The sequence below is a fragment of the Methanoculleus marisnigri JR1 genome, assembly GCF_000015825.1.
GTDB classification, from domain to species: Archaea; Halobacteriota; Methanomicrobia; order Methanomicrobiales; family Methanoculleaceae; genus Methanoculleus; species Methanoculleus marisnigri.
In genome coordinates, this window is record NC_009051.1 from 2,302,912 (window position 1) to 2,315,941 (window position 13,030).

The 13,030-nt window shown below is 64.2% G+C and carries 12 protein-coding genes; 9 read left to right on the top strand and 3 right to left on the bottom strand.

Annotated features, from left to right (window positions below; genetic code table 11):
- The first annotated feature begins 157 nt into the window (after nucleotides 1–157).
- The 6 genes from MEMAR_RS11430 to MEMAR_RS11455 all read left to right on the top strand — a co-directional run bounded on the left by MEMAR_RS11430 (nucleotide 158) and on the right by MEMAR_RS11455 (nucleotide 5,559).
- Nucleotides 158–1,510, top strand: a complete 1,353-nt coding sequence (locus MEMAR_RS11430; protein WP_011845148.1) for a phenylacetate--CoA ligase family protein — start codon at nucleotides 158–160, stop codon at nucleotides 1,508–1,510.
- Nucleotides 1,511–1,515: 5 nt separating this feature from the next.
- Complete coding sequence (locus MEMAR_RS11435) at nucleotides 1,516–2,625, top strand: CapA family protein (protein ID WP_011845149.1); 1,110 nt, start codon at nucleotides 1,516–1,518, stop codon at nucleotides 2,623–2,625.
- Nucleotides 2,626–2,776: 151 nt separating this feature from the next.
- Complete coding sequence (locus MEMAR_RS11440; protein WP_011845150.1) at nucleotides 2,777–3,691, top strand: thiamine pyrophosphate-dependent enzyme; 915 nt, start codon at nucleotides 2,777–2,779, stop codon at nucleotides 3,689–3,691.
- Nucleotides 3,685–4,797: a transketolase C-terminal domain-containing protein gene (locus MEMAR_RS11445; RefSeq protein ID WP_011845151.1), complete on the top strand. Its 1,113-nt coding sequence runs from the start codon at nucleotides 3,685–3,687 to the stop codon at nucleotides 4,795–4,797. The genes MEMAR_RS11440 and MEMAR_RS11445 overlap by 7 nt, the downstream gene beginning before the upstream one ends.
- Complete coding sequence (locus MEMAR_RS11450; RefSeq protein WP_011845152.1) at nucleotides 4,790–5,317, top strand: 2-oxoacid:acceptor oxidoreductase family protein; 528 nt, start codon at nucleotides 4,790–4,792, stop codon at nucleotides 5,315–5,317. The genes MEMAR_RS11445 and MEMAR_RS11450 overlap by 8 nt, the downstream gene beginning before the upstream one ends.
- Nucleotides 5,314–5,559 (top strand): 4Fe-4S binding protein, encoded by a 246-nt coding sequence (locus MEMAR_RS11455; RefSeq protein ID WP_011845153.1) that lies wholly within the window; start codon nucleotides 5,314–5,316, stop codon nucleotides 5,557–5,559. The genes MEMAR_RS11450 and MEMAR_RS11455 overlap by 4 nt, the downstream gene beginning before the upstream one ends.
- Here MEMAR_RS11455 and MEMAR_RS11460 read toward each other — a convergent pair.
- Nucleotides 5,537–5,923, bottom strand: a complete 387-nt coding sequence (locus tag MEMAR_RS11460) for a hypothetical protein (RefSeq protein ID WP_011845154.1) — start codon at nucleotides 5,921–5,923, stop codon at nucleotides 5,537–5,539. The two genes, MEMAR_RS11455 and MEMAR_RS11460, sit on opposite strands and share 23 nt — an antisense overlap.
- 159 nt (nucleotides 5,924–6,082) lie before the next feature.
- Here MEMAR_RS11460 and MEMAR_RS11465 point away from each other — a divergent pair, with 159 nt between their 5' ends.
- The 3 genes from MEMAR_RS11465 to MEMAR_RS11475 all read left to right on the top strand — a co-directional run bounded on the left by MEMAR_RS11465 (nucleotide 6,083) and on the right by MEMAR_RS11475 (nucleotide 9,262).
- Nucleotides 6,083–6,385: an Hsp20/alpha crystallin family protein gene (locus MEMAR_RS11465; RefSeq protein ID WP_011845155.1), complete on the top strand. Its 303-nt coding sequence runs from the start codon at nucleotides 6,083–6,085 to the stop codon at nucleotides 6,383–6,385.
- A gap of 198 nt (nucleotides 6,386–6,583) precedes the next feature.
- Entirely contained in the window at nucleotides 6,584–8,704 is a 2,121-nt protein-coding gene (locus MEMAR_RS11470; RefSeq protein ID WP_048063857.1) for a thioredoxin domain-containing protein, read from the top strand.
- A gap of 15 nt (nucleotides 8,705–8,719) precedes the next feature.
- On the top strand, nucleotides 8,720–9,262 hold the full coding sequence (locus MEMAR_RS11475; protein WP_011845157.1) for an OsmC family protein: 543 nt from the start codon (nucleotides 8,720–8,722) through the stop codon (nucleotides 9,260–9,262).
- A 14-nt stretch (nucleotides 9,263–9,276) separates the two neighbouring features.
- On the opposite strand, the gene MEMAR_RS11480 is transcribed toward MEMAR_RS11475, so the two are convergent.
- Complete coding sequence (locus MEMAR_RS11480) at nucleotides 9,277–10,680, bottom strand: MBL fold metallo-hydrolase (protein ID WP_011845158.1); 1,404 nt, start codon at nucleotides 10,678–10,680, stop codon at nucleotides 9,277–9,279.
- A gap of 130 nt (nucleotides 10,681–10,810) precedes the next feature.
- On the bottom strand, nucleotides 10,811–12,859 hold the full coding sequence (locus tag MEMAR_RS11485) for an acetate--CoA ligase family protein (RefSeq protein WP_048063858.1): 2,049 nt from the start codon (nucleotides 12,857–12,859) through the stop codon (nucleotides 10,811–10,813).
- Between the last annotated feature and the right edge of the window lie 171 nt (nucleotides 12,860–13,030).

Below are 13,030 nucleotides of genomic sequence, written 5' to 3' on the forward strand. Positions count from 1 at the left end.
CCGGGTGTCCGGGGAAGCCGGTCGTCTTCATGGTGCTGCCGGTGTCGTCCAGCCCTACCGTGAGCAAAACGTTTAATGCAGAGTATGGATATGAGCACCTCCGATGGGTGTGCGGTTGAATCATCGGGAATCGAGGGCTTTCCGGCTTGAGAATTCTGTGACCGCGAGGGCGCTCCGCATCCTCCCCGCATACTCTGCATACATTAAGACCTACACCCTCCTCCGGGAGTCCCGAAGATGGAGCCGGGAAGAACTCGCGGCCTACCAGGCGCAGGCGCTCTCGCGCCTCCTCGACCACGCCTACCGAAACGTCCCCTACTACCGCCGGGTCTTTCAGGAGCGCGGTCTCGTCCCGGAGGACATCCGGACCCCCGACGACCTGGTGCTCCTCCCGTTCCTGACCCGGGAGGATCTTCAGGCCAACCTCCCCGACCTGAAAGCCCGGAACTACCCGGAGTCCGCCTTCGAGTACGTCACCACCGGCGGCTCCACCGGGATCCCGGTCGGCTTCTACTACGAGAAAGGGGTCTCCCGCGCCCGGGAATGGGCGTTCATGAAGACCCAGTGGGACCGCGTCGGCTACCGGTTCACCGACCGCTGCGTCGTCCTCCGGGGCTACATCGTCGGGTCTGCCAGAGACGGCGTCTTCTGGAAGAAGACCCTCTGCGGCCGGTGGCTGCTGATGTCCTCCCACCACATGACCGAGGAGACGCTGCCCGCCTACATCGACCGGATCAAGAGGTTCAAGCCACGGTTCATCCAGGCGTATCCCTCGGTGGCGACGATCCTGGCGCGGTACATGCAGGAGCACGGCATCGAGCCGTTCCCGACCGTCAAAGCCGTCCTCTGCGGGTCGGAGAACCTCTACCCCTGGCAGCGCGACCTGCTCGAGGAGGTATTCGGGTGCCGCGTCTTCTCCTGGTACGGCAACTCCGAGCAGACGGTGCTCGCCGGGGAGTGCGAGGAGAGCACCCACTACCACATCTTCCCCGAATACGGGATCGTCGAACTGATCGGGCGCGATGGTCGGCCCGTCGAGGGGCCGGGGGCCATGGGCGAGGTGGTCGCGACCAACCTCACCAACTTCGTCTGCCCCCTCATCCGGTACCGCACCCTGGACGTCGCGGTTCTCGGGACGGACGCCTGCACCTGCGGTCGTGCCTACCCGATGCTCGAGCGGGTCGAGGGGAGGCTCCAGGAATTCATCGTGACGAAGAACCGCCGGTTCATATCGATGACCGCGGTAAACATGCACTCCGACATCTTCGACAACGTTGCACAGTTCCAGTTTCACCAGGAGAAGGAGGGAGAGACCCTGCTACGAATCGTGAAAAAACCCGGGTACGGCGACCGTGACACGGAACGCATTCTCCGGGAACTCGACAGAAAATTCGACGGCGACGTGGACGTCACCATCCGCTTCGTCGATGAGATTCCCCGCACCCGGCGCGGTAAGTACCAGTTCCTGATACAGGAACTCCCGCTGGGTCAGGGGGGCATTTCGGTGTGAGAACCATGCAAGAACTCAGATTAATTGCAGTAGGAGACATATGGGTTCGGACGGCGAACTATCAATATCCGTTCGGGGAGGTCGGCCATCTTCTCGAGGGTAAGGACGTCCTCTTCGGGAACCTGGAGACCACCCTCTCGGATACGGGTGAACCCGCAGAGAAGCACCACGTGATCTTCACATGCCCGGATTCGGCCCGGCACCTGAAGGAGGCGGGGTTCGACGTCATGAGCGTTGCAAACAACCATTCCGGCGACCTCGGTGCCGAGGGATTCAAGAATACCCTGAACGCACTCGAGAGCCGGGGCATCCTCGCCATTGGCGGCTCGGCGACCGAGGACCGGCAGGAACCGGTCATCCTCGAGAAGAACGGCATCTCGATCGGGTTTGCGGGCTATACGATCGGCAAACTCGCCATATCGCGCGAGCTCTCGGTCAACCGGCTGGTCGAGGAGGACGTCCTCAAGGATATCGAGTCCCTCAAAGGCCGGTGCGATCATATCGCCGTCTCGTTGCACTGGGGGACGGAAATGGCCTACTACCCGTCTCCCGAGCAGATCGACCTCGCCCACCGGCTCATCGATGCCGGGGCCACCCTGATCCTCGGGCATCACCCGCATACCATGCAGGCGATCGAACGCTACCACGGGGGGCTCATTGCCTATTCGCTCGGCATGTTCCAGTTCGAACCGCGCTGGCCCCATAACATCTCGCGGGAGGCGATCATGCTCTCGGTCGACCTGCAGAAGAACGGCGTCGTCGGGGCGCATGAGACGGCGCCGCTCATCATCGACGACGACTTCATACCCCGTCCCGCGGAGGGGCCGATGGCCGAAGAGATCCAGAACTTCCTATCCGAGATCTCGCGGCCGGTCGCCGAAGGCAGGCTCACCAGAAGCAGGTGGTTTGAGGAGATCGCGCCGGTCTACATGAAGATGAACCTCGAGAGTTACCGTTACCGGATACGCCGCAAAGGTCTCTTCCCCCTCATGGAGATGGGAGCCTGGTTTTTCACGCCGTTCTGCCTGAAATGCTGCGCAGGCCTGATCCGGCGGCTGTTTCGCCCGGAGCTGGCGCGCAGGAGGCGCGCCCCGGGACAAAACGCCGGGGACTGAACGAAAGTGAGTGCCGGGGCACGCAGGTGTCCGGTTAAACCGGACGCCGCCCCGGGCCTGTTCTTCGACGGATCCCTCATTGCAGCCGGCCGTTTCCCGGGAAGGCCATCGGGCGCCCGGCGACCGGATCGCAAAACCCTCATTACAATTGATGACAAATATAAACGCGAGGAGTGTAACCAATTTGTCAGCGATTCCAAAGGAGGAGTATCTCTATAAGTGCACGTCCGCCTGCGCGGGGTGCAGCTCTTCCCTGTGTCTGCGTTACGTGCTCAAAGCCGCCGGACCCGACTCCGTCCTGGTCGTACCCGCCTGCTGCACCAGCGTTATCCAGGGGATTTACCCCGCCACGGCGATGAACGTGCCCGTCTACAACGTGGCGTTTGCAGCAGCCGCAGCCTGCGCCTCCGGTATGAGCGAGGCGTTTGCGGCAATGGGGAGAGAGACCAACGTCATCGTCTACGCGGGCGACGGCGGCACGGTCGATATCGGGATTCAGGCCCTCTCCGGCGCTTTCGAGCGCGGCACCAATTTCCTGTACATCTGCTACGACAACGAGGCATACGGCAACACCGGCATGCAGCGGTCGGGTTCGACACCGCTCGGGGCGCGCACCACCACGACTCCCGGCGGCAAGCCCACGACCAAGAAAGACCTCGACAGGATCGTCGAGGCGCACAACCCGCCCTACATGGCGACCGCCTGCAGCGCCTACCCCCTCGATCTCTACAAGAAGGTCGAGAAGGCGCTCTCGATCGAGGGGCCCAAGTTCATCCACATCCTCGCACCGTGCCCGCCGGGGTGGCGCTACCCCACGGAGAAGACGGTCGAGATGGGGAAACTCGCCGTGAAGACCGGGACATGGATCCTCTACGAGCGCGAGTTCGGGAAACTCTCGATCAGCGGCCCGTCGAAGGCGGCGATGAAGCGGCCGGCGCCTCTCGAGGACTACATCGGGGGCCAGGGCCGGTTCAAGAACCTGAGCCCCGAGACCCTCGATCTGATGCGCCAGCAGGTGCAGCAGAGCATCCAGCGGCTCTCCCGCGAGGAGGCAGGCGTATGCTGACGATCGCGACCGGCAACAGGGCGGTGGCCGACGCGGTGAAGGCCGCGAAACCCGGCGTCATCGCCGCATACCCGATCACCCCCCAGACCGAGATCGTCGAGCAGATCGCCGAGTACGTCACCGCCGGCGATCTTGAAAGCCGCTACATCCCGGTGGAGAGCGAGCACTCGGCGATGGCGGCCTGCATCGGGGCGAGCGTCGGGGGCGTCCGGACGTTCACGGCAACGAGTTCTCATGGCCTCCTCTACATGCACGAGATGGTTCACTGGGCCGCGGGCGCACGCCTGCCGATCGTGATGGCGAACGTCAACCGCGCCCTCGGGCCTGGATGGAACACCTGGGCGGAGCACACCGACGCCTTTTCCCAGCGCGACACGGGCTGGCTGCAGGTCTTCGTGGGCACCGTCCAGGAGGCCTACGACGCCACCCTGATGGCGTTCAAGATCGCCGAGGACGAGAGGGTTCTCCTCCCGGTGATGGTCAACCTGGACGGGTTCACGCTCAGCCACATCACGCAGTCGCTCGATACAATGGAGATCGGCGACTTCCTGCCGCCCTTCCACCTCCCGCACGCCATCGACACGGCAAACCCCCTCGGCTACGGGCCCATGACCGGGCCGGCCGACCACTTCCGGTTCCGGTGGGACATCGAGCGCTCGATGCGCGACTCCCGGGGCGTGATCGCGGAAGTCGAGCGTGAGTTTGCGGAGCGGTTCGGCCGTTCCTACGGCCCCACCGAGGACTACCGCTGCGAGGACGCCGACGTCGTCGTCGTCGCGATGGGAACCCTCGGCAAAGAGGCGGAGGTGGCGATCGACCGCCTCCGCGACGAAGGGATCAGGGCCGGTTCCATGCGCCTGCGCTGGTTCCGTCCCTTCCCGGACCTCGATCTCGCCGGGCGCGACGTCGTGGTGATCGACCGCGACTACTCATTCGGCTTCGGCGGCGTGGTGGCGCACTCGATCCGGTCGAAGACCGGCGTCGAGCCCTACAGCGTGATCGCCGGCCTCGGCGGCCAGGAGGTCACTTACAACGATATCGCGGACTTTGTCCGGAACCGCCATCCGGGCGAGGAGATGTGGTTCGGGGTGAGCGACCATGTATGAGATCAGGATCCACTCCCGGGGCGGGCAGGGCGGCGTCACCGCCGCGAAGCTCCTCGCCCTCGCGGCGTTCAGGGACGGAAAGCACGCGACCGCCTGCCCGTTCTACGGGGCTGAGCGGCGCGGGGCGCCGGTCGTCTCGTTCGTCCGGATCGACGACGAACCAATCAAGGTATATAGCCAGATCCACGAGCCGGATCTCGTGATCGTGCTCGACACGAGCATCATGGACGTGGTGGACGTTCTGGACGGCCTCAAGGCCGACGGGACGGTTCTCTTAAACAGCGCCCATCCGGTTGCCGGGTGCAACGGAACCTGCCGTCACGTCGACCTGACCGGGATCGCGCTTGCACAGAACCTGGTGGTCGCGGGAAGCCCGATCCTCAACACCCCGGTACTCGGGGCGCTCGCGAAGGTGGGAATCGTCACCCTTCCGTCGGCACTGCAGGCGATCCGGGAGATGTTTGCCGACGAGCGGAACGTGAAAGCTGCTGAAGCGGCATACGAGGAGCTGAAGGTATGAGAGAGAGACTTGCGCTCAGCAGGCCGAAAGAGGCCGCGTCGGGGAAGACCGGGACGTGGCGGACGTTCCGGCCCGTTGTGGATAGGGAGACGTGCAACGCCTGCGGGCTCTGCGCCCAGTACTGCCCGGACGGGGTCATCGACGAAGACCTCAACATTGACCTCGACTACTGCAAGGGGTGCGGCATCTGCGCGAACGAGTGCCCGAAACAGGCGATCGCTATGGTTCGGGAGGAGCGCTGACCTCCTGGTCGATAGGGCTTTTCGCCATATACTCCAGGTTGAACCGGTAGAAGTGCGCATAACCGCAGTTGCGGCACCGGGTCGTGAAGTGGTTGCACCCGATCGCGAGGTCGTGCGGACCCGCGACCCCGCAATGTTTGCATCGTCCGTCTGCCTCGAGGGTCCATAGATCGTAACGCCCGATCAGCGTGCAGGTCCCGACCACCCCGGTGTTCTCGAACCGCGGGATGAATATCCGGGTCGCCCCGCAGGCAGAGCAGAACACCTGCGCCTGCGCGGAGACCGCTTTTATGATCTGGTCGGCATCCTCGCCGCAGTGGTAGCAGCGGGTGCGGTGCCGGGTGAAGATGAACCGCTCGCTCATGCATGATACTTGAGGAGCGCAAGATAAAACCTCCGTCCCGGAGTACGGCCGCCCGCACTCCGGGTCGGCGGGTTGGTGCCGCCCCCGGGCCGGGTCATGACGGGAGGCAAACGTTAAATAGCACCGCCGCACCTCTGTTGCCGAATAGGAGGATATGAGATGGCAGCGTTGAGAGTCGCACCCTATGTCTGCGCTTACTCGGATGAGAACGAAGAGAACCTTCACATCGAGATCGAGCTACCCGGGGTCGATAAGAAGGATATCACGTTCAAGATGCAGGAGACCAGTTTTTCCATCGATGCAACCCGCGGCGACGTACGCTACGTCGGCACCTACGCGATCGGCTGTCCGGTCGACACCAGCAGGGCGAAGGCGACATTCCGAAACGGCCTCCTCGCCGTGGACGTCCCCTACATGCAGCCGGCCGCGGAGGAGACGAAGGAGATCCCCATCGCGGAGTGAAGGGTCTTCGGCCCGGGCGCACCTTCTTTTTTACCGCGAGGCGCCGCCGGGGGCCCTTCGCCCCGATAGCAGGAGATACGCGTTTCCGCCCCACGGGCACCCCTCCCACCGGGAGGAGTCACCTTTATTAGCCTGCATCCGCACGTCAGGGGTATGAACCCGGCACGCGGACATGACCCGGAAGCACCGGAAGCGCCAATGCAAGAGAAATCGCCACCAAACCGGCTGATCAACGAACAGAGCCCTTACCTCCTCCAGCACGCCCGTAACCCCGTCGACTGGTACCCCTGGGGGGAGGAGGCTTTTTCACGGGCACGGGAGGAGGGAAAGCCGATATTCCTCTCCATCGGCTACTCGGCCTGCCACTGGTGCCATGTCATGGAGGAAGAGTCGTTTGCCGACCAGCAGGTCGCGAAACTCTTAAACGACGTCTTTGTCTGTATCAAGGTGGATCGCGAAGAGCGGCCGGATATCGACCAGGTGTATATGGCGGCCGCCCACGCGCTGACCGGGGCCGGAGGATGGCCGCTCACCATCCTCATGACCGCCGATAAGAAACCCTTCTTTGCAGCGAGTTACATCCCGAAGGAGAGCCGCTACGGGATGACCGGTCTTTTAGACCTCATCCCCCGGATCAGCAAGGTCTGGCAGACCCAGCGGCAGGGACTCGAGAACGCCGGCGACCAGGTGCTCCAGGCGCTGCAGAGCGCGGCCAGAACTCCGCCGGAGGAGGGCGAACTCGCGGAGGCGGTCCTCGACGAGGCTTACAACATGTTCTTCCGGGTCTTCGACGGGGAGAACGGGGGGTTCGGGGATGCGCCCAGGTTCCCTACCCCGCACAACCTCATCTTCCTGCTCCGGTACGGGAACCGGACCGGGAAGGAGCCGGCATACACGATGGTCGAGAAGACGCTGCACGCCATGCGGCGGGGGGGGATCTTCGACCAGGTCGGCTATGGGTTCCACCGTTACTCGACGGACGCGGAGTGGTTCGTCCCGCACTTCGAGAAGATGCTCTACGACCAGGCGCTCCTCGTCATGGCATACACGGAGGCTTACCTTGCGACGGGGAGAGAGGAGTTCGCGAGAACCGCCCGGGAGACGATCGCCTACGTCCTGCGGGAGATGACCGACCCGGATGGCGGCTTCTACTCGGCGGAGGACGCCGACAGCGAGGGCGAGGAGGGGAAGTTCTACCTCTGGACGAAGGACGAGATCCTCGGCGTTCTCGGGGAAGAGGACGGCGAGCGGTTTTCGCGGATCTTCAACGTCACGGAGCCCGGGAACTACCGGGAGCAGCCCGGAGGGAAGAGGACGGGCAGGAACATCCTCCGCCTGCGCCGGCCCCTCGCATCGTGGGCGCACGAGTTCGAAACCCCGGAAGACGATCTGGCGTGGTCCGTGGAGGAGGGACGGCAGAAACTTCTTGCGGCCCGCAAGCAGCGTGTCCGTCCGGGCAGGGACGACAAGATCCTCACCGACTGGAACGCCCTCATGATCGCCGCCCTCGCGAAAGCGGCCCGGGCCTTCGACGAACCGGACTACCTGGCGGCGGCGGAGAGGGCGGCGGCGTTCGTCCTCGCCAATCTCCGCCGGGAAGACGGGCGGCTCCTTCACCGCTATCGGGGCGGCGAGGCCGGCCTCGCGGCGACCCTCGACGACTACGCGTTCATGATCTGGGCGCTCATCGAGGTCTACGAGGCGTCGTTTGCCCCCGGCTACCTCAAGACCGCCGTCGACCTCTCCCGGGACCTCATTGCCCGCTACTGGGACTGCAACGAAGGAGGGTTCTTCTTCGTGCCGGACGACGGGGACGTCCCCGTCCGCCAGAAACCGGTCTACGACGGGGCGATCCCTTCCGGCAACAGCGTGGCCATGTACGCCCTCTTCGTCCTCGGACGGATGACGGCGAACCTCGAACTCGAGGAGACGGCGGAGCGGATACGACGCGTCTTTGCAGGAACCGTCAGCGAGTCTCCTACCGCCTGCTCCCACTTCCTCACCGGCCTCGAGTTCATGCTGGGGCCGAACTTCGAGGTGATCATATCCGGTGTTCCGGACGCGGAGGATACGAGAGCGATGATCGGCGCCATCCGGTCGCACTACGCGCCCGATGCCGTCATCATCTTCCGTCCTTCCGACGAAGAAGAACCGGAAATCGTGGAGGTAGCCGGGTTTACCCGCGATATCGTGATGATCGAGGAGAAGGCGACGGCATACGTCTGCACCAACTACGCCTGCGACATCCCGACGACCGATCCCGACGAGATGGTGCGGCTCGTGAAATCGGCCGGACGGCCGTCGGAACCGATCGTCTGATATAGGGGGGAGACCATGAACGGGCGAAACGGGGTCGATATGGAGCGGGTGGACGCCCTCAAGACAGTGATGCAGGGGGATCCGGCGGCGGGCAGAAAGACCCTCTCCGCCATCACCAGCTGGAACGGCGGCGCCCATTCCACCACGATCGCCCGGAACTTCGCCGTCCCGGCCGACGAACCGGCCGCCCTCGGCGGGACCGACCGGGGGGCAAGCCCGACGGAACTGATGCTGGCGGCACTTTCCGCCTGCATCGCGATCGGTATCGCCTACAGCGCGGCGGAAGACGGGATCGAGGTCGGTTCGATCGAGATCGATGTTGTGGGCGACCTCGATCTCAGGGGGTTCCTCAATATCGGCGATCTTCGACCGGGACTCGCGGAGATCCGCCTGACCGTCCGGGTGGATGCCGACGCACCGCGGGAGACGATCGAGGAACTCGTGAACCGCGGCTACCGGCGCTCGCCGGTCGCGGCATCGCTTGAAGGCAGGGTTCCGGTCAGGGTCTGCATCGGGCGGGAGGAGACGACGCTCTCTGAACCCCGATCCGGGGCCTGAACACGTCCCGGCCCCTACAGCGGCGGAGAGGCGGAAACAGTTCTCTCCTCTTCTTTGACCAGCGGATAATTCGCCGCCCTCCAGCCGATGGTCCCGCCGAGCAGGTTTATGACGTTTCTAAACCCGTGCTTCTCGAGGATGCTCGCCGCAAGGCTCCCCTTGTACCCGGCGTCGCAGTGGACGACGATCCGCTTATCCTCCGGGATCTCCTCGAGATGCTCCTCGAGATGCCCGACGTAGATATGATGCGACCCCTGGATGTGGCCATCCCTCTCCCGGTGGTTGACGTTCCTGACGTCGAGCACCCAGACCGACGGGTCGTCCAGGTTCTCAGCGAGGTCGGGAGGAGACCAGGTGCCGGAGCGCTCGACGATCTCGCCCTGCTTGAACCAGGCCGCAAACCCCCCCGCGAGGTATCCCGCGATGTTGTCGTAGCCGAGCCGGACAAAGTGGCGCACCGCGTGATCCAGGTCCAGGTTGAAGTCGTCCACGAGGACGATCGGGTCCTCGTAATTTAAGTAGTAGCCCATGTAGAGGGGAAGGCCCTCCCGCCAGATGCTGATGGTCCCCGGGATATGCCCGCCGGCGAAACTCGTGGGGGATCGGATATCGACGACCTGTACCCCCCGGTCCATGAGTGAGCGGATATCCCGGGGCGAATACGCTTTCAGGTGCGGCAGGTTGTAGATCAGGGGCGGCCCTTCCCGGTTGAGCTTGCGCATCATCGCAATATACTGCGGCTCGTAGAGCCGCTCGCTCATCTTGCGCTCGACGAACTCCTCCTTCGAGAGGGAGAGCAGCCCGTTCGTCGCCTTCTCAAAACCGATGGTCGTGTACTCCCGGTCGCCGATGTTCCCGCCGCAGACGGATCCCGCGCCGTGGGCGGGGCAGACGATCGTGCTGTCGGGGAGCGGGAGGATCTTCTGGTGCAGGCTCGCATACAGCATCTCCGACATTTCCCGCCGCTTATCCTCGCCGGCGAGATCGGTCCTCCCCACATCCCCGGCAAAGAGCGCATCGCCGGTAAAGACCATCAGAGGATCGCCGGAGACCGATCGGTCGCGGAGCAGGAGCGATATACTCTCAATGGTATGGCCGGGCGTCTCCAGGATCTCAAGCTCGAGCGAGCCGACCGTAAACGTCTCCCCTTCGTGGACGCCGGTGCCGAACCCGAACTCCTCCCGGGCTCCGTGCAGGATCTCCGCCCCGGTCGGGCGGGCGAGCTCACGGGAGCCGATGACGTAATCCTCGTTTTTGTGCGTCTCGAAGATCTTCGTGATCTTCATGCCCTCGCGTTCGGCGACGGCCGCGTAGATCAGGCAGTCGCGCCTTGGATCGATGACCGCCGCCTCCCCGCCCGCCCCGACGATGTATGAGTTGTGAGCAAGGATATCGGACTTAATCTTCTCAAACAACATCCGTATTCATCTCCCCGGGTGGTGGAACCCGTTCCGATGAGCCGGGATATGGGGCGGACATATAAAATGTTTCCGGGAGATACGGGGAGAGACCGGACGCTGCCGGCCGGCTCACGAGGAGCGGAACTCCTCATTCCTGCCGGACGGCCCCGACCTCGAGGATACTGCCCACCGCCTTGAACGCATCCTCGAGCTCTTCGAAGTTCGGGATCCGGGAGCCCCGGAGGATGCGCAGCCCGCTCCTGATGCTGTCGCCGCCGAGCATGCAGCCCACCACCATCTTCTCCGTGTTCCGGGAGAGTCGGACGATTTCGTTCGCGACGTGCGCCGGATCGACGAGCGTGGTCGGCACGGCGATCACGAACACGATGTCCCAGAAGTTCTGGTGCCGTATCAGCACGTCGAAGAGAGCGGCGAACCGGGTGGCGTCGGCGTCCCCGAGGATATCCATGGGGTTTGCGTGGTTCCAGAACGGCGGGAGGAACGCGTTCAACTCGCGGAGCACGTCGTCGGGGAGGTCGACCATATCGACCCCGTAGGTCTCGGCGTAGTCGGAAGCAAGGACGGCGAACCCTCCCGCACTGGTGACGGCGATCGCGCGCTTCCCCTTCGGGTAGCCCTCGGAAGCCAGGAGTTCGGCCAGGTTGAAAGCGTCCCGCAGGCTCCGGGCCACTATCACCCCCGCCTGCCTGAACGCCGCGACGTAGACGTCGTAACTCCCGGCAAGCGACCCGGTGTGGGACGATGCCGCGGCCCGCCCCTTCCGGGACGACCCGGACTTCACCGCCACCACCGGCTTTCTTTTGGCGACCTCACCGACGATCTGCATAAACCCGCGCCCGTCCTGGATCTCCTCGACATAGAGGGTGACCGACCGGGTCTTTTCGTCCTGCTCGGCGAACCGGAGAAAGTGCTCGAACCCGAGATCCGCCTGGTTGCCGACGCTGATGACGGTCGAGAACCCGAACTCTTCAGGGAGGCTCCAGTCGACGACGGTGGTGATGATCGCGCCGCTCTGGGAGATGAAGGCGACGTCTCCCGGCCTCGGCGAGACGGGGTCGAACGTGGCGTTGATCCCCATATGAGGCATCATGATCCCGAGACAGTTCGGGCCGATGATCCGGATTCCGTGTCTTCGGGCGATCGCCGTGACCTTCTCTTCGAGAACCGTGCCTTCGCCGCCGATCTCGCGGAACCCGGCGGTGACGATGACCGCGAGACGGATGCCTTTCTTCCCGCACTCCTCCATCACCTCCGGGACGATACGGGCGGGCACGGCGACGACAGCCCAGTCGACCGGGTCCGGGATGCCCGTAACGGAAGGGTAGGTCTTTCGCCCGAAGAGTTCCGTTCGGGACGGGTTGACCGGATAGAGGTTCCCGGGAAACGAGAGGAGGTTGCGCAGAACTGAGTAGCCCACCTTGTTCGGGCTTGCGGAGGCACCGATCACGGCGATCGAAGCCGGATAGAAGAGATCCGGGGGGGCCCGGACCCTGAGGCGGGCGGGCGCGCCCCCGGCGGTATCCCCGACGATGATCCTCGCGTCGACGACGCTGACCCCTTTCTCGTAGACGATGACGGGGTTCAGGTCGAACTCCCGGATCCGGGGGTCTTCGATGAAAGCCTGTGCCATCGCGGCGATGACGCGGACGAGCGCCTCCTCGTCCTTCGGGGACTCACCCCGGTATCCCCGGATGAGCCGGTACCCCTCGATCTCGCGGATCATGGCACGGATCTCGCTGTCGGTGACGGGTAGCACCCGGATGGAGACATCTTCGAGGAGTTCCACCAGTTTCCCCCCGAGACCGAACGTGATGACCTTCCCGAACGACGGGTCGGTCTTTCCGCCGATCAGCACCTCGAGCCCCGCGGGCATCTGCTTTTCCACGATGATCCCGGCGACCGTCGCCTCCGGGGCACGGGCGGCGGCGTTTTGCATGATTGTCCCAAACGCCTCTTCGGCCCCATCGGGGCTCTCGATCCCGGTGATGACTCCGCCGACGTCGCTTTTGTGGACGATCTGGGGGGAGATGACCTTCATGACGACGGGATAGCCAATCCGCCCGGCGGCTGCCCGTGCATCCTCGGCGCTGGTAGCCAGATGGTTGGGCGGCACCGGTATCCCGCACGACTCGAGCAGGCGGTAGCCCTCAGATTCGGTTAACATCCTCTCCGGCATGGGTATTCCTCGCGGTAGGCCGATCCTGCCAGGCATGACCGGTGCCCTGTTGCACGGGTTGGTCGGACCGCCCATAATAATTATCCACCCCGGAGGAGTGAATCCGATTCCCACCAAACAAACTGCAAAACCGGCATGTGGCGGGACGGCCCCCATGAAGCGGCAGAGGGC